The 15,625-nt window shown below is 64.0% G+C and carries 13 protein-coding genes; 7 read left to right on the top strand and 6 right to left on the bottom strand.

Features of this window, described 5'->3' with window-relative positions; all coding sequences use genetic code 11:
- Positions 1-40: 40 nt before the first annotated feature.
- From OHD62_RS05345 to OHD62_RS05335, 3 genes are all read left to right on the top strand, one after another.
- Entirely contained in the window at positions 41-964 is a 924-nt protein-coding gene (locus OHD62_RS05345) for a sulfite exporter TauE/SafE family protein (RefSeq protein WP_263781414.1), read from the top strand.
- Complete coding sequence (locus OHD62_RS05340) at positions 964-1,755, top strand: TIGR02186 family protein (protein ID WP_263781413.1); 792 nt, start codon at positions 964-966, stop codon at positions 1,753-1,755. The genes OHD62_RS05345 and OHD62_RS05340 overlap by 1 nt, the downstream gene beginning before the upstream one ends.
- A 110-nt stretch (positions 1,756-1,865) precedes the next feature.
- Positions 1,866-3,122 (top strand): Hsp70 family protein, encoded by a 1,257-nt coding sequence (locus OHD62_RS05335; RefSeq protein WP_263781411.1) that lies wholly within the window; start codon positions 1,866-1,868, stop codon positions 3,120-3,122.
- A 5-nt stretch (positions 3,123-3,127) separates the two neighbouring features.
- Here OHD62_RS05335 and OHD62_RS05330 read toward each other — a convergent pair whose 3' ends face one another.
- A complete protein-coding gene (locus OHD62_RS05330; RefSeq protein ID WP_263781410.1) occupies positions 3,128-4,024 on the bottom strand; it encodes a LysR family transcriptional regulator in 897 nt (298 codons plus the stop codon).
- A gap of 274 nt (positions 4,025-4,298) precedes the next feature.
- On the opposite strand from OHD62_RS05330, the gene OHD62_RS05325 reads away from it, so the two are divergent.
- The 3 genes from OHD62_RS05325 to OHD62_RS05315 are packed head-to-tail and all read left to right on the top strand — an operon-like array spanning position 4,299 to position 8,901.
- A complete protein-coding gene (locus OHD62_RS05325) occupies positions 4,299-7,229 on the top strand; it encodes a molybdopterin oxidoreductase family protein (RefSeq protein WP_263781409.1) in 2,931 nt (976 codons plus the stop codon).
- A complete protein-coding gene (locus OHD62_RS05320) occupies positions 7,226-7,960 on the top strand; it encodes a 4Fe-4S dicluster domain-containing protein (protein WP_263781408.1) in 735 nt (244 codons plus the stop codon). The genes OHD62_RS05325 and OHD62_RS05320 overlap by 4 nt, the downstream gene beginning before the upstream one ends.
- A gap of 5 nt (positions 7,961-7,965) precedes the next feature.
- Positions 7,966-8,901, top strand: coding sequence for a dimethyl sulfoxide reductase anchor subunit family protein (locus OHD62_RS05315; protein ID WP_263781406.1), 936 nt, complete (start codon positions 7,966-7,968; stop codon positions 8,899-8,901).
- Positions 8,902-8,914: 13 nt separating this feature from the next.
- Here OHD62_RS05315 and OHD62_RS05310 read toward each other — a convergent pair whose 3' ends face one another.
- Complete coding sequence (locus tag OHD62_RS05310) at positions 8,915-9,793, bottom strand: LysR substrate-binding domain-containing protein (protein WP_263781405.1); 879 nt, start codon at positions 9,791-9,793, stop codon at positions 8,915-8,917.
- A 40-nt stretch (positions 9,794-9,833) separates the two neighbouring features.
- Here OHD62_RS05310 and OHD62_RS05305 point away from each other — a divergent pair, with 40 nt between their 5' ends.
- Positions 9,834-10,862 carry a quinone oxidoreductase family protein gene (locus OHD62_RS05305; RefSeq protein ID WP_263781404.1) on the top strand — a complete coding sequence of 343 codons (1,029 nt, stop codon included), beginning with the start codon at positions 9,834-9,836 and terminating at the stop codon, positions 10,860-10,862.
- A gap of 3 nt (positions 10,863-10,865) precedes the next feature.
- On the opposite strand, the gene pdeM is transcribed toward OHD62_RS05305, so the two are convergent.
- The 4 genes from pdeM to OHD62_RS05285 all read right to left on the bottom strand — a co-directional run bounded on the left by pdeM (position 10,866) and on the right by OHD62_RS05285 (position 15,570).
- Positions 10,866-11,582 carry a ligase-associated DNA damage response endonuclease PdeM gene (pdeM, locus tag OHD62_RS05300; protein ID WP_263781402.1) on the bottom strand — a complete coding sequence of 239 codons (717 nt, stop codon included), beginning with the start codon at positions 11,580-11,582 and terminating at the stop codon, positions 10,866-10,868.
- A 100-nt stretch (positions 11,583-11,682) separates the two neighbouring features.
- Entirely contained in the window at positions 11,683-14,217 is a 2,535-nt protein-coding gene (locus OHD62_RS05295) for a ligase-associated DNA damage response DEXH box helicase (RefSeq protein WP_263781401.1), read from the bottom strand.
- 101 nt (positions 14,218-14,318) lie between these two features.
- A complete protein-coding gene (locus OHD62_RS05290; protein ID WP_263781399.1) occupies positions 14,319-15,179 on the bottom strand; it encodes an NlpC/P60 family protein in 861 nt (286 codons plus the stop codon).
- A 40-nt stretch (positions 15,180-15,219) separates the two neighbouring features.
- Positions 15,220-15,570 carry a MarR family winged helix-turn-helix transcriptional regulator gene (locus tag OHD62_RS05285; protein ID WP_263781397.1) on the bottom strand — a complete coding sequence of 117 codons (351 nt, stop codon included), beginning with the start codon at positions 15,568-15,570 and terminating at the stop codon, positions 15,220-15,222.
- Positions 15,571-15,625: the final 55 nt, after the last annotated feature.

Raw genomic sequence — 15,625 nt, 5'->3', positions numbered from 1 at the left:
GGTTGCATTCGCCGACAGGCATACTGATCGAGACTGACGGGTGGGCATCTATCTCCCGATCGCGGAAATTTCCGTCAACGTCTTCGTGCTGCTGGCCATGGGCGCAGCGGTGGGTTTCCTGTCGGGCATGTTCGGGGTGGGCGGCGGCTTCCTCATCACGCCGCTGCTGATCTTCTACAATATTCCGCCAGCGATCGCGGTCGCAACCGGCGCCAACCAGGTCATCGCCTCCTCCTTCTCCGGCGCATTGTCGCATCTGAAGCGCGGTACACTCGACTTCAAGCTCGGCGGGGTGCTGTTGGCCGGCGGCATCGTCGGCTCCACCGCCGGCATCTTTGTCTTTGGGTTCCTGCGCCGGCTCGGCCAACTCGACCTGTTCATCTCGCTGCTTTATGTCGTGCTGCTCGGCACAGTTGGCGGGCTAATGCTGGTCGAGAGCGTCAATGCCCTACGCGCCACCCGCAGCGGTGCGGCACCCGTGCTGAAGAAATCCGGCCAGCACAACTGGATCCACCGCTTGCCGCTGAAGATGCGCTTCAGGGCTTCGAAGCTATTCGTCAGCGTCATCCCGGTGCTTGGACTGGGCGCCGGCATTGGTTTCCTGTCGTCGATCATGGGCGTCGGTGGCGGCTTCATCATGGTGCCGGCGCTGATCTACCTCCTGAAAGTGCCGACTAACGTCGTCATCGGCACCTCGCTGTTCCAGATCATCTTCACCTCGGCCTATACCACACTGGTCCACGCCACCACCAACCAGACGGTCGACGTCATGCTTGCCTTCCTGCTGATGGCGGGCGGCGTCGCCGGCGCGCAATATGGCGCCAAGGCCGGCCAGAGGCTGCGCGGCGAGCAGCTCAGGGCGTTGCTGGCGCTGCTGGTGCTGGCGGTCGCGATCCGGCTTGCCATCGATCTTTTCGTGACGCCGCCCAACCTCTATTCGCTCTCCGCCGTGGACCTGAACTAATGGCGGGCTTGAGGGCGTTCATGGCCGCTGCCTTGCTGTCGCTGTCGGTCGCCGCTTTCCCGGCGATTGCACAGACGCCGCCGACCGAAAACATCCAGATCGGCCTGTCCACCGACAATGTCTCGATCACGGCCGGGTTTTCCGGCGCCGACCTGACCATTTTCGGCTCGCTGGAGAACGCCGACCCGCTTGTGGCGCGCCAGGGGCGATACGATGTCATCGTCGTTCTGGAAGGGCCGGCCCGGCCGGTCGTCGTGCGCCGCAAGGACCGGGTGCTCGGCATCTGGATCAATCTCGAATCCGAGACCTTCGAGAACGTTCCGGTGTCCTATTCGGTGGCGACGACGCGGCCGCTGCAGGACGTCACCGACCCTAACAGCTACAAACAATTGTCGCTCGGCGCCTCCAACCTCTACATGCAGCCGGCCGACGCCGGCGACAGCCCGGCGACGATCCAGGAATTCACCGCGGCACTGCGCGAGCGCAAATCGGCGACCGGCCTCTACAGCGAGAATGTCGGCGGCGTGCAGTTCCTGTCGCAGAACCTGTTTCGCGCCACCGTCAGGCTTGCGCCCAACGTACCGGTCGGCACCCACAAGGCCCGCGCCTTCCTGTTCAAAAGCGGCCTGTTCCTCAAGGAAAGCTCTGCGCAACTCGAAATCCGCAAGTCCGGCTTCGAACAGTCAATCTTCCGCGTCGCGCACGACTATTCCTTCCTATACGGCGTCTTCGCCGTGTCGCTGGCCATGCTGACGGGCTGGCTCGGAAGGCTCGTTTTCCGCAAGGACTGATCTTTTTCGAAAGACTGTTCCCCTTTCGAGCTTCATGGGTTAGACCGCGTGCCCCGGCCTGGCCGAAGCGCGAGCTGTCGCTCCCCAAATCAAGAATACAGGATCTTGCGATGCGACCAGCATTCGGCGGTATCGATTTCGGCACGTCAAATTCCACTGTCGGCATAACCCGCAACGGGCGGCCGTGCCTGGTGGCGCTGGAGGACGGCCAGGTGACGCTGCCAAGTGCCGTGTTCTTCAATTTCGAAGACAACCAAACCCATTTCGGCCGCCGCGCCATCGCCGAATACACCGACAGTGTCGAGGGTCGACTGATGCGCTCGCTGAAGAGCGTACTCGGCAGTTCGCTTGCCCATGAAAAGACGCGCATCAAGGCACGGTCGATCGGCTTCATGGAGATCGTGGGTATGTTCGTCGGCCATCTGAAGAAGCGGTTGGAAGAGGATGCCGGCGAGACGGTCGAGAGCGTGGTGCTTGGCCGCCCGGTGCAGTTCGTCGACGACGATCCGGAAGCCGATGCGAAGGCGCAGGGCGAGCTTGAGAACGCCGCCCGCACCCAGGGCTTCAAGCATATTGCCTTCCAGTTCGAGCCGATCGCGGCGGCGCTCGACTACGAGCAGAAGGTTGCGAAGGAAGAACTGGCGCTGATCGTCGACATGGGCGGCGGCACATCCGACTTCTCGATCGTGCGGGTGTCACCGCAGCGCGCCCGCTCGCTCGACCGCAAGGACGATATACTGGCCAGCCGCGGCATCCATATCGGCGGCACCGACTTCGACCGGCTGCTGAGCATCGCCCATGTGATGCCCGAGCTCGGCTACCTGACGCCTACCAAGGACGGCAAGCGCAATTTGCCGGCCAGCTATTTCATCGACCTGGCGACATGGCAGCGCATCAACCTCGTCTACACCACCAGGGCGATGACGCATCTCAGGCAGATCCGCTACGAGGCGGAACGCGCCGATCTGGTCGACCGCTTCATTCATATCGTCGAGCATCGCTACGGGCACGCGCTGGCCGCCTTGGTCGAACGAGCCAAGATCGAACTGACCGAGCAATTGTCGGCGCAGGTCGCGGTTGCGCTGCCGGGGGTGGAATTCGCCGCCGAAATTACGCGCGCCGGGCTGGAGGCAACCATCGCCCGAGACATCGGGCAAGTGGCCGCCACGGTCGAGCAGACCATCAGGGATGCTCAGGTGAAGCCGGCCGATATCACAGCGGTGTTCCTGACCGGCGGCTCGACGGCGATCCCACTGGCCAGGCAGCAGATCCTGGCACTGGTGCCGCAGGCTTCCGTCATCGAAGGCGACATGTTCGGCTCAGTCGGGCTTGGCTTGGCGCTGGACGCCCAACGGAAGTTCGGCTGATCCGCTCACGCTGATGCCACGGGTTTGGCACTAAGATGCGCCTTGAGCGCCATCTGGGCGAGACTTGCCTGCCGGTCGCGGTGAGTGATGATGGCGAAGTCGCGCCGCGGCAGGTCTATCGGCACCGAGCGTAGGCTGCCATCAGCAATCGCGCCGGCGACGACAAGTTCGGAAATGATGCTGGCGCCGGCGCCGGCTTCGACCGCCTGACGGATTGCCTCGTTGCTCGGCAGGACGAGGAATATCTGAAGATCCGCGAACGAGACCGCCTGGCGGCGCGCCAGATCCTCCAGCACCTCGCGCGTGCCTGAGCCGGCTTCGCGGATGATCCAGCGCAGCGCCCTGATATCGGGGGTGCCGTGCGGCGCTACAGCGATCTTTGGATGGGATCGCGCCACGACCAGCAGCAGCCTGTCGACATCGACCTTGGCGCGTCGCAACACGTCGGATTCGGTGCGCCCCTCGACCAGGCCGAAATCCGCCGTGCCATCGAGAACGTGGGTTTCGACCTGTCTCGTGTTGCCGATGGTGACGCTCAGCCTGACGGCGGGATAGGCTTCATGGAAAGAAGCCAGCCGGCGCGGCAGCCAGTAGCTGGCGATGGTCTGGCTGGCGGCGATGGAGAGGCTGCCTGATATCGTCTGCGAGACATGCTCCAACACATTGCTGGCGGTCGCCGCGCGCTCGAGCACAGCCTTGGCCTCGGGCAGGAACCGAAGCCCGGTCTGGGCAAGCTCGATGTTGCGGCCGACCCGGTTGAACAGCTGGACGCCATGCTGCTGCTCAAGGGAACGGATAGCGGCCGAAGCCGCCGATTGGGAGATGCCCAAAAGCCCGGCCGCCTTGGTCATGTGGCCGCGCTCGGCGACGGCAACGAAGATGCGCAACTGGTCCAGGGTCATGCTAGAATTAAGAAACAAATCCGATTGGAATTACAAGAGCAACTTGTTAGACAGATCAATTGGTTTGTTCTAAATTTTCGGACGAAATTGGAAAAATATCGCGGCATAACCGTAAAGGGCGGAAATTGATCGGGCGGTTCAAATCCCTATTTGCCCATTGGATGCGCGGGCTGCGGCGGCGGCTTGCGGGCGACCGCTATCATCCTGAAGAGCATTACATGCGTGGCCCCGGACCGAAGACGCTAGCCAAGATCCAGAGCCGTTCGGGCAGACCATGACACAACGACCGCCGCGCGGCGCCAATTCCGCACCGTCCCAACGGCCGCTCGCCGACACGCGCGCGCCCGACGAGGGTGACGGCGTCGATACTTCGCCAAGCGTCTCCGACAGCATCGCCAAGACCACCTGCTACATGTGCGCATGCCGCTGCGGCATCGATGTCCACATCAAGGACGGCAAGGTCCGCTATATCAACGGCAACAAGGACCATCCGGTCAATCGCGGCGTGATCTGCGGCAAGGGCAGTTCCGGCATCATGCAGCACTACAGCCCGGCACGGCTGAAGAAGCCGCTGCTGCGCACCGGTCCGCGCGGCTCCGGCGAATTCCGTGAGATCGAATGGGAAGAAGCCTTTTCGATCGCAGCGGAACGGCTTTCGAATATCCGCCGGACCGATCCGAAGAAGCTCGCCTTCTTCACCGGACGCGACCAGTCGCAGTCGCTGACCGGCTGGTGGGCGAGCCAGTTCGGCACGCCGAACTTCGCCGCCCATGGCGGCTTCTGCTCGGTCAATATGGCGGCCGGCGGGCTCTATACGATCGGCGGCTCGTTCTGGGAGTTTGGCGAACCCGACTGGGACAACACCAAATATTTCATGCTGTTCGGCGTCGCCGAGGACCATGATTCCAATCCGATCAAGATCGGCCTGGGCAAGCTCAAGGCGCGCGGCGCCAAGGTCGTCTCGATCAATCCGTGCCGCACCGGCTATAATGCCATCGCCGACGACTGGATCGGCATCAGGCCCGGCACCGACGGCCTGTTCGTGTTCGCGCTGATCCATGAGCTGCTGAAGGCCGGCCGCGTCGACCTCGATTATTTGCTGCGCTACACCAATGCCCACGTCCTCGTCATCCAGGAGCCGGGCGCGACCGATAACGGGCTGTTCGCGCGCGACGGCGCCGGTAACTCGCTGGCCTGGGACAGGGTGGCCAAGACCCCCGTCAACGCCACGAACCCCGATGCGAAACCGGCGCTGACCGGCAGCTTCACGGTCGACGGGCGCCGCTGCGTGCCGGTGTTCCAGCTGATCGCCGAGCGCTATCTGCACGAGAGCTATGCTCCCGACGCGGTCGCCGAACGCTGCGGCATTCCCGCCGACACGATCCGCCGGATCGCCGCCGAGCTTGCCCATGTCGCCTTCGAGCAGGCGATTGAATTGCCGGTGGCCTGGACCGACTGGGCCGGCCGCCGCCACGAAACGATCAAAGGCCGCCCGGTGTCGATGCACGCGATGCGCGGCATCTCGGCCCATTCGAACGGCTTTCACACCTGCCGCGCCATCCATCTCCTGCAAGTGCTGCTCGGAACGGTGGACGTGCCGGGCGGATTCCGCTTCAAGCCACCCTATCCCCGGTCGGCGCCGCCGGGACCGAAGCCCGCGGGCAAGAATGTCAGGCCGATGACACCGCTGGAAGGCATGCCGCTCGGTTTCGTCTGCGGGCCGGACGACCTGCTGGTCGATGAAGCCGGTACGCCGCTTCGCATTGACAAGGCCTACTCCTGGGACGCGCCGCTGGCCGCGCACGGCCTGATGCACACGGTGATCCGCAACGCCTGGGCCGGCGATCCCTACCCTATCGACACGTTGATGATGTACATGTCGAACATGGCCTGGAACTCGTCGATGAACACCGTCGAGACGATCGCCATGCTTACCGACTGCGACGAGGCCGGCAACTACAAGATCCCGTTCATCATCTATTCCGATGCCTATTATTCCGAGACCGTGCCATTCGCCGATCTCGTGCTTCCGGACACGACCTATCTCGAAAGGCACGACTGCATCAGCCTGCTCGACCGGCCAATCAGCCATGCCGACGGGCCGGGCGACGCCATCCGCCATCCCGTGGTCGAACCGGACCGCGACGTCAGGCCGTTCCAGTCCGTGCTGATCGAACTCGGCGCGCGCCTCGGTCTGCCCGGTTTCGTCGATGACGATGGCTCGGCCAAGTATGACGACTATGCCGACTACATCGTCAATCATGAACGCACGCCCGGCATCGGCCCGCTTGCCGGCTGGCGCGGCAAGGACGGCACTTCGATCGGCAAGGGCAAGCCTAATCCCGATCAACTGCAGCGCTACATCGACAATGGCGGCTTCTGGCACCACGACTTTGCCGCCGACCAGCGCTATTACAAGATGGCCAACCGCTCCTATCTCGACTTCGCCGTGCAGATGGGTTTCATCCCCGAAGCGGAGCCGATAGTCTTCCAGCTCTATTCCGAGCCTATGCAGCGCTTCCGCCTTGCGGCGCGTGGCCATGGAAGGGTGCTGCCGCCGGAAGCCGAGCGCAACCGCATCGAGACCTATATGGACCCGCTGCCGTTCTGGTACGCGCCGTTCGAGGAAGCCGTGGTCGACCTCCAGAAATACCCGCTGCACGCGCTGACGCAAAGGCCGATGCACATGTATCACTCCTGGGGCTCGCAGAACGCCTGGCTCAGGCAAATCACCAGCCAGAACCGGCTGTTCGTGCACCACCGGACGGCAGCGAGCCTCGGGCTCGTCGACGACGACTGGGTGTGGATCGAGAGCATCAACGGCAGGGTCAAGGGGCAGATCAAGCTGGTCGACGGCGTCAACGCAGACACGGTGTGGACCTGGAACGCCATCGGCAAGCGGCGCGGCAGTTGGGGGCTGAAGGACGACGCCGCCGAAAGCAATCGCGGCTTTTTGCTCAACCACATCATCGGCGACCAGACGTCTGCCGATGCGAACGGCAAGCGCTATTCGAACTCCGATCCAGTCACCGGCCAGGCCGCGTGGTTCGACCTCAGAGTGCGAATCGTCAAATGTGCGGTCGAGGAAGCCGGCTTCACTGAACCGCAGTTCGAGCGCTTCCGCCAGCCGCCGCATTTCGAACCCTCGCCCGACACGCTCCGTTTCGGCGCCGAGTTCCGCATGAAAAGAGAAGCCGCCGAATGACCTGCCTTCCCGCCCATACCGACAGGAAGCTCGGCCTGGTCATCGACCTCGACACCTGCGTCGGCTGCCAGGCCTGCGTGACGGCTTGCAAGGAGTGGAACACCGGCGGCCACATGGCGCCGCTGACCGACATCGATCCCTATGGCGGCAATGTCGACGGTGTCTGGTTCAACCGCGTGCACAGCTACGAGCACACGACCGAGATGGGCGGGCGCACAGTCAACTTCCCACGCTCCTGCCTGCATTGCGAGACGCCGGCCTGCGTCACCGTCTGCCCGACGGGTGCCTCCTATAAGCGCGCCTCGGACGGCATCGTGCTGATCGACGAGGACAAATGCATCGGCTGCAAATTGTGCAGCTGGGCCTGCCCCTATGGGGCGCGCGAATTCGACGGCGATGTCGGCGTGATGAAGAAATGCACGCTGTGCGTAGACCGCATCTACAACGACAATCTGGCCGAGGAAGACCGCGTGCCGGCCTGCGTCGCCGCCTGCCCGACCAGCGCCCGGCATTTCGGCGACCTCGGCGATCCCCTGTCGGCCGTGTCGCAATTGGTGGCTGAGCGCGGCGGCGTCGACCTTATGCCGGAGCTGGGCTATCACCCGACCAACAAGTATTTGCCGCCGCGTGCCCATACCCAACGCGCGGCATCGGTGCCAGCGCCGGCGCTCGAGCCGGTGCGGGCCGAGGGTGGTTTCCTCGGCTGGGTCGACCGCATGCTTTCGAACTGACATCCATGCATCCAGCCTTCTCGGTCGTCTTCTTCACCACCGCCACGGGCGCCGGTTACGGCCTGCTCGCGCTGCTCGGCGTGCTTGCCGGACTGGGCTTCATCGCACCTGATTTCTGGTTAGGCCTTATCGGCATGGGGCTGGCGCTCGGCCTGATCGCCGCCGGCCTGCTGTCGTCGACCGGCCATCTCGGCCGGCCCGAACGCGCCTGGCGCGCCTTCTCGCAATGGCGCAGTTCCTGGCTGTCGCGCGAGGGTGTCGCGTCTGTCGTCACCTTTGTCCCAGCCGGGCTGTTCGGGATAGGCTGGGTTTTTTTCGGCCATACAGGCGGCTGGGTGGCCGTTGCCGGATTGCTGGCGGCCATCGGCGCGGTCGTCACCGTCTGCACCACAGGCATGATCTATGCCTCGCTGAAGCCGATCGCCCAGTGGCACAGCCGCTTCACCTTGCCAGCCTATCTCATCTTCTCAGCGATGACCGGCAGTGTGCTTCTCAACGCGCTGCTGCAGGGCTTTGCCGTCGGCTCGAACATCCTTCAGGCAGTTTGCCTGCTGCTGAGCTTGCTTGGCTGGGGCTGGAAGCTGGCGACCTGGCGATACAATGATCGGCTGGAAATCCCGACCAGCGCCAACACCGCGACAGGGCTGGCCGGCGGCACGGTGCGATCGCTGGAATGGCCGCATACCGAGGAAAACTATCTACTCAAGGAAATGGGCTTTCGCATCGCGCGCAAGCACAGCTTCCGGCTCCGCCAGATCACGCAATTGCTGGCTTTCGCCTTGCCGGTCTTGCTGCTCGCCACAGTGTTCGCCCTGCCCTGGCCGATTGCGACGGCGCTGTCGGTGCTCGCGGCAATCGTCCAGTTCGCCGGCATGCTGGTCGAGCGCTGGCTGTTCTTCGCCGAGGCGAAGCATACGGTTACGCTCTATTATGGCCGGTAGAGCGCTCTCGCCGTCACGCCGGCCGTGGTCCGGAGGCCGCCGGCAAATCCTTCAGCAAAACATCGATCGCGGCATCGACAACTTGTGTCCTGCGGTCGTGAGCGTAGAGACCGTATTGGACTGTGAGCGGCTGGGGTAGGCCGACCGATGTCTTTAGCACCCGCATCGAAGCGGTGCGCACGGATTCGGGCGGAAGCAGCCCGATGCCCAGTCCGTTCTCGATCGCCGCCTGCAAGCCCGTGACGCTTTGGCTCGACAAGGCGATCCTGTGCTCCTGGCCGGCGTCGACCAGCGCCTCTATCATACGCCTGCGCCAGAGGCAGGGTGCGGCAAAGGCGACGAGATCAAGGGGCCGTTCCTGATCCAGCACATAATCCAGGGCACAGACCCATTGCAGTTCGACGTTCCAAGTCGTCAAGGCATCAGCGACCACGACAGACGTCGGGGCGATCATGATATCCAGCCCGTCCTCACTCCAGAGCTGTCCTAGCGAGACACTGTGCTCGACCACTGCGTCGAGGCTGATGTCGGGATAGGCACGATGAAGCCGGCCAAGTGCTGCCGAGAGCGCGGCAGTAGTAACCTCCTCGGCGAGACCGATGCGCACACCACCGCCGATGTCGGTCTGCCGCAGACGCGCCACCGCTTCATCGCCCAGAGCCAGAATGCGGGTCGCGTAACCCAGAAAGAGTTCCCCGTCGGCTGTCGGCACGACGCCACGGCCGGTGCGCTGAAACAATTGCCGTTCGAGCAGACCCTCAAGCCGACGCATCTGCATGCTTAGCGACGATTGGGTTCGGCCGGTCTGTGCGGCGACCCTGCTCAAGCTGCGTTGCCGGCAGACCGCCACATAGGAGCGAAGAAGGTCGAGGCCGATTTGTTCAGATATCATATTCCGTGAACTCTGATGTCATCGATATCAGTCTACAACGATGTCTTGCCATGCGCTATCTCCGACCCACGAGAGAGCAGTGCAAGGAAGAAGCCACGTGAAAGCGATCAGAGTTCACCGCCATGGCGGGCCCGATGTGCTCGTCTACGAGGATGTCGACATCGGCCAGCCCGGACCGGGCAAGGTCCGCGTGCGCAACAGGGCGGTTGGCCTCAACTTCGTCGACGTCTACTTCCGTACCGGCGAATATGCGCCACCCGGCCTACCGTTCACACCCGGCAATGAGGGCGCCGGCGAGGTCGTTGCGGTCGGCGAGGGCGTTTGCGGCTTCGCCGCGGGCGACCGCGTCGCCTATGTCGAGACGCTTGGCGCCTATGCCGAGGAGCGCATCGTGCCAACCCATTTCGTCGTGCATTTGCCCGACGCCATCGATTTCGAAACCGGCGCCGCGATGATGCTGAAGGGACTGACGGCGCAATATCTGCTGCGCCGCACCTTCCGCGTCGAGGCGGGCCATACCATCCTCGTGCACGCCGCGGCCGGCGGTGTCGGCCTCATCCTGACGCAATGGGCGAAGCATCTCGGCGCTACCGTCATCGGCACGGTCGGCTCGCCCGAGAAGGCCGAACTTGCGCGCGCAAATGGCTGCGACCATGTCATCGACTATCGCAGGCAGGACTTTGCCACGCGGGTGAAAGAGATCACCAATGGCGAGGGCTGCCACGTCGTCTATGACGGCGTCGGCAAGGCAACCTTCCCTGCTTCGCTCGATTGCCTGCGGCCCTTCGGCACCTTCGTCAGCTTCGGCACGGCGTCAGGACCGATCCCCCCATTCGACATCATGCTGTTGATGCAGAAAGGCTCGCTGTTCGCCACCTGGCAATTGCTGTTCACGCATCTCACCAAGCGCGAGGACGTTGTCGCCATGAGCGAGGATCTCTTCAATGTCGTCTTGAGCGGTGCGGTGAAAATTCCCGTCCACGCCCGCATGCCGCTTGCCGAAGTGGCCGAGGCGCACCGCCGGCTCGAAGCACGGCGAACGACCGGCGCAACAGTGCTGTTGCCGTAAGACTCAGCCCGGCCGCAGCATCGCATGCGAAATCGCGAAGATGCGTTCAGCGCCCAGCATGTAGGCCATAAGCGTCTCGCGGCGGAACAGCCCGGCATAGGCACGGTCGAGCACGTTGAGCGAGCCGGTATAGGCGCCGAAGGCCGGCATGATCATGCGGCCGCCATCAGCGGCAAAGCAGCGCCGCCGTACCGAGCGCCCACGCTGGACGATGCGGGCGCAAGGATGCAGGTGGCCAGCGATTTCGCCCTCAACCCTGACTGCGGAAGGCTCGTGCCGGAACAGCAACGAACCGATGGCAAGTTCCCGCACGGTCTCGCCTGGCAGGTCGGCTGGCGCGTCCGGGTCATGGTTACCGGCGACCCAGAACCAGTCGCGGCCGGCCATCAACGCTTCCAACCGCTCGCGGAAGCTTTGGTGCATGCGCTCGGCACCGCCGCCGTCGTGGAATGAATCGCCCAGGCTGATGACGATCGCCGGCTGATAGTCAGCGATCACCGCCTGCAGCCTGAGCAAGGTCGCACCAGTGTCATAGGGCGGGATCAGCGCGCCGCGTCGCGCCAGCGATGAGCCTTTTTCCAGATGCAGGTCCGACACCGCCAGGAGCCTAAGTTCGGGAAAATAGAGCACACCGCGCCGATCGCAGACCGCACGCTCGCCGGCGATGCCGACCATGTCGGCCTCGGCGATCAGCGATGCGCGCGCCAGCGAAAAATTCATCCCCTCGTCACTTTCAATCTTCTGTTTTGCGCGATTCCCTAGGGAAAGCGCTACGCGTTTTTCCCGGGAAAACCGCTACACACTCTTCCTGGAATTGCTTCTATCCTCGGCCCATGGCCTCCTCGACCAGATCGGCGGCTTCCATCAGCAGCGTCTCGTTGGCGCCGCCATTGACGGGTTCCTTGCCGATCTCCAGCATCACCGGTATCGCCAGCGGCGAAATCTGTTCGAGATGCTTATGCACGATTCGACCGCGCACGCGCGAGAGCATCTCGGCAAGTCTGCTGACATCGAGCAGCCCAGCCGAAGCGTCCGTGCGCGTCGCCTGCAAAAGGATATGGTCCGGCTCGTGGCTGCGCAGCACGTCGTAGATCAGGTCGGCCGACACTGTCACCTGGCGGCCGCTCTTCTCCTGCCCGGGAAAGCGCTTCTCGATCAGCCCGGCGATGACCGCGCAGGTGCGGAAGGTTCGCTTCAGCATCCAGCTGTCGTTCAGCCAGGCCTCGAGATCGTCGCCCAGCATGTCCTCGTCGAACAGCGCGCCGAGCGAGGGCTTTTTCGCCTTGAACAGCGCCGCCATGTCGTCCAGCGCCCAGACCGCAAGCGAATAATCGGTGGCGACAAAGCCTAGCGGCCGCGCGCCCGCGCGCTCCAACCGCCGGGTCAACAGCATGCCGAGCGTCTGGTGCGCCAACCTGCCCTCGAAGGGATAGGCGACCATGTAGTGCCGGTTGCCGCGCGGAAAGGTCTCGACCAGCAGGTCGCCGCGCTTGGGCAGCACTGATTTTTCCTTCTGCAGTCGGAGCCAGTCGGCCACCTGTTCGGGTAGCGCCTGCCAGCGGCTGGAATCGGCCAGCATGCCGCGCACCTGGTCGGCCAGATAGGTCGACAACGGAAACTTGCCGCCGGCATAGGAGGGCACGATGATGTTGGCGCCGGCGCCGTTGGAGACGACGCATTCGTTTTCGCGGATGCCCTCGAAGCGAAGAACCTTGCCGGCAAATAAAAAATTGTCGCCGGGCCGCAAGGTTTCGGCGAAATACTCCTCGATCTTGCCGAGCACCGGACCGCCACGCCCAGCCATGCCACGCCCCTGCCTGACATAGCGCACGTTGAGCTCCGGCATTTCGACGATAGTGCCGACATTCAGACGATATTGCTGCGCGACGCGCGGATGCGACACGCGCCACAGCCCATCGACCGTCCTGCGAATGCGGGCGTAACGTTCGTAGTTCTTCAGCGCGTAACCGCCGGTGGCGACGAAGTCGACGACCCGATCGAAGGTCTCGCGCTCCAGGGCCGCATAGGGTGCTGCGCCGCGCACCTCCTCGAACAACAGATCGGCATCGAAAGGCGCGCCGCACGCAACGCCCAGCACATGCTGCGAGAGCACGTCGAGCGCACCCTTGATCAATGGCGGCGTGTCCTGCGCACCGAGATAGTTGGCGTCGAGCGCCGCCCGGCACTCCAGCACCTCGAAGCGGTTGGCCGGGATCAGGATCGCCTTGGACGGCTCGTCCATGCGGTGGTTGGCGCGGCCGATGCGCTGCGCCAGCCGGCTCGCCCCCTTCGGCGCGCCGACATGCACGACCAGATCGACATCGCCCCAGTCGATGCCGAGGTCGAGCGTCGAGGTGGCGACGATGGCGCGCAATGCATTCTCGCCCATCGCCTTCTCGACCCGCCGGCGCTGGCCGACGTCGAGCGAGCCATGATGCAGCGCAATCGGCAGCGCGTCCTCATTGGCCCGCCACAATTCCTGGAACAGCAGTTCGGCCTGGCTGCGGGTGTTGACGAACAGAAGCGTGGTGCGATGCTTTTTGATCGCCTCGTAGATTTCGGGAATGGCGTAGCGCGCCGAATGGCCGGACCACGGCACGCGCTCCTGCGAGTCGAGGATGGAGATGTCGGGCTTCGCTCCGCCGGCGACGGTGATCAGCCCGGCCATGGCGGGGCTTTCTGAGTTCTTGGGCGGGTTCTGCCCAACCAGCCAGCGGCGCAATTCGTCGGGCTCGGCGACAGTAGCGGAAAGCCCGATCGTTTGCAGGCCAGGCACGTAGCCGCGCAGCCGCGCCAGGCCGAGCGCCAGCAGATGCCCGCGCTTTGAGGTCACCAGTGAATGCAGTTCGTCGAATATGACGTAGCGCAGATCCTCGAAGAAGCGCCGGGCATCGGGTGCCGCGATGAGCAGCGCCAGTTGCTCGGGAGTGGTGAGCAGGATGTCGGGCGGCACCAGCTTCTGGCGCTGGCGCTTGTGGGCGGGGGTGTCGCCGGTGCGCGTCTCGATGGTGACGGGCAGGCCGATCTCCTCCACCGGCTTGCCAAGATTGCGTTCGATATCGACGGCCAACGCCTTCAGCGGCGAGATGTAGAGCGTATGGATGCCGCGATGCGCCTGTCCCGGTTTCCGCCTCGGCCGACTGGCCAGCTCAGTCAGTGACGGCATGAACCCGGCCAGCGTCTTGCCGGCGCCGGTCGGCGCGATCAGCAGCACCGACTGCCCTGCCTGTGCCCTTGCCAGCAACTCGATCTGATGAGCGCGCGGCGACCAGCCCTTTTCCCCGAACCATTTGACGAATGGCTCCGGCAGGAGAACGGCGGCATTCCGGTCGGCAAGGCGTGGCTGCTCTGTCACGCGCCAGAGGTAGCGCGACGGCGCGCAATCGCCAAGCAGAATCGGAACAAAAGGTGATCGTTCTTTCCCTTCCCCCTTGTGGGGAAGGACAAGCTCTCTTCCTACGGCCGTCGGAACCCCGTTGGCCCACCATAGAGATAGCCGATACGGGCAACGGCATCCTTGAACCCCTCGCGCGAGACCAGCATGGTGTGGCCGTTGGCGTGGATCATGGTCTTCGCATCGGTCATTACAGCGACATGGCCTTTCCAGAACACCAGGTCGCCGCGCCGCAGCCTGGCAAAATCCGGGCCGGGATCGAGCGGCTCGCCGATGGTCGCCGCCTGCATGTCGGAATCGCGCAGCACTTGCTGGCCGGCCATGCGCATCGCCAATTGCACGAGGCCGGAGCAGTCGATGCCGAAGCCGGAGGCACCACCCCATAGATAAGGTGTACCGAGAAAGGCCTCCGCGACAGCGACATAGTCGGCGGCCGCTTCGCCGACTGGCCGCAAATGGCCCGATACGATCGCCTCGCCGGATGGCAGCAGCGCATAGTGCGTTCCGCGCGTTTCGGCAGCACCCGTGACCGTCACCGCCGATCCCATCGAGAGTTGTCCATTGATGGGAAACCGCAAATCCGGGCCGGGATAGAGGAAGGTGCGCGGCACCGAAACGACATGGGTCGGCGCATGGTCGCGCGCGCCAAGCACAGTGTCGGCGACATAGCCGACATAGCCGTCGCGCTCAGCCTGGATCCAGGCCCAGCCTTCGACGTCCTCGAAGACGAGGACATCGTCACCGAACAGGGCTTGGGTATTGACGCCGGCATCGGGGCGCGGCGCCTTGCGTATGTCGGCCACTGACGCAGTGATCCGCGCCGGCCGACCGGCGACGAAACGGTCCGCGGCAACCTCGCCCTTCAGCCGAGCGTCGGCGAGGTCGGAACGGAAGGCGTGGAGGCGGGCGTCACGGGCAGTCAAATCGGCAACTCTGTTCTATCTTGGCGTTTGATCTTTTGCCCTAGATGGGCAGTTCCAGGGCTCTGGCGATGATACCATCACCAAAGCGCTCGACAAAGAGCGCGCCTTCGACCGTGCGCTTGACCAGCACGTTGCGCTTGTCGAGTTCGTCGCGATGACGCGAGACCAGCTTCAGCGCGCCCATCGTGTCGAGCGCTCGGGTGATGACCGGCTTGGTGACGTTGAGCCGCGCGGCCAGCCCGCGCACCGTATGCGGCGGCGGATCGAGATAGATGGTGAACAGGATCGCCGTCTGGCGCATGGTGAGATCAGGCGCGCCTTCGCGCACCTGCGACAGCATCACCTGCTGCCACAGTCGCATGGCCTGGCTCGGACGCATCGCGATCGACATCCGGCCAACATGACGGCAAATTGTTTCGGTTCCGTTTCAGTCGCGAACCTTCGTT

Source organism: Mesorhizobium sp. YC-39, assembly GCF_025753795.1.
Classification (GTDB): domain Bacteria; phylum Pseudomonadota; class Alphaproteobacteria; order Rhizobiales; family Rhizobiaceae; genus Mesorhizobium.
Note: the sequence above shows the minus strand (reverse complement) of the source record. Positions and strands in the feature narration are given on the sequence as shown.

Bases quoted from the DNA above. Each gene is read 5' to 3' on its own strand.
- OHD62_RS05340 (WP_263781413.1), top strand. From the start codon at position 964: ATGGCGGGCTTGAGGGCGTTCATGGCCGCTGCCTTGCTGTCGCTGTCG.
- OHD62_RS05335 (WP_263781411.1), top strand. From the start codon at position 1,866: ATGCGACCAGCATTCGGCGGTATCGATTTCGGCACGTCAAATTCCACT.
- OHD62_RS05330 (WP_263781410.1), bottom strand. From the start codon at position 4,024: ATGACCCTGGACCAGTTGCGCATCTTCGTTGCCGTCGCCGAGCGCGGC.
- OHD62_RS05325 (WP_263781409.1), top strand. From the start codon at position 4,299: ATGACACAACGACCGCCGCGCGGCGCCAATTCCGCACCGTCCCAACGG.
- OHD62_RS05320 (WP_263781408.1), top strand. From the start codon at position 7,226: ATGACCTGCCTTCCCGCCCATACCGACAGGAAGCTCGGCCTGGTCATC.
- OHD62_RS05315 (WP_263781406.1), top strand. From the start codon at position 7,966: ATGCATCCAGCCTTCTCGGTCGTCTTCTTCACCACCGCCACGGGCGCC.
- OHD62_RS05310 (WP_263781405.1), bottom strand. From the start codon at position 9,793: ATGATATCTGAACAAATCGGCCTCGACCTTCTTCGCTCCTATGTGGCG.
- OHD62_RS05305 (WP_263781404.1), top strand. From the start codon at position 9,834: ATGTCTTGCCATGCGCTATCTCCGACCCACGAGAGAGCAGTGCAAGGA.
- pdeM (WP_263781402.1), bottom strand. From the start codon at position 11,582: ATGAATTTTTCGCTGGCGCGCGCATCGCTGATCGCCGAGGCCGACATG.
- OHD62_RS05285 (WP_263781397.1), bottom strand. From the start codon at position 15,570: ATGTCGATCGCGATGCGTCCGAGCCAGGCCATGCGACTGTGGCAGCAG.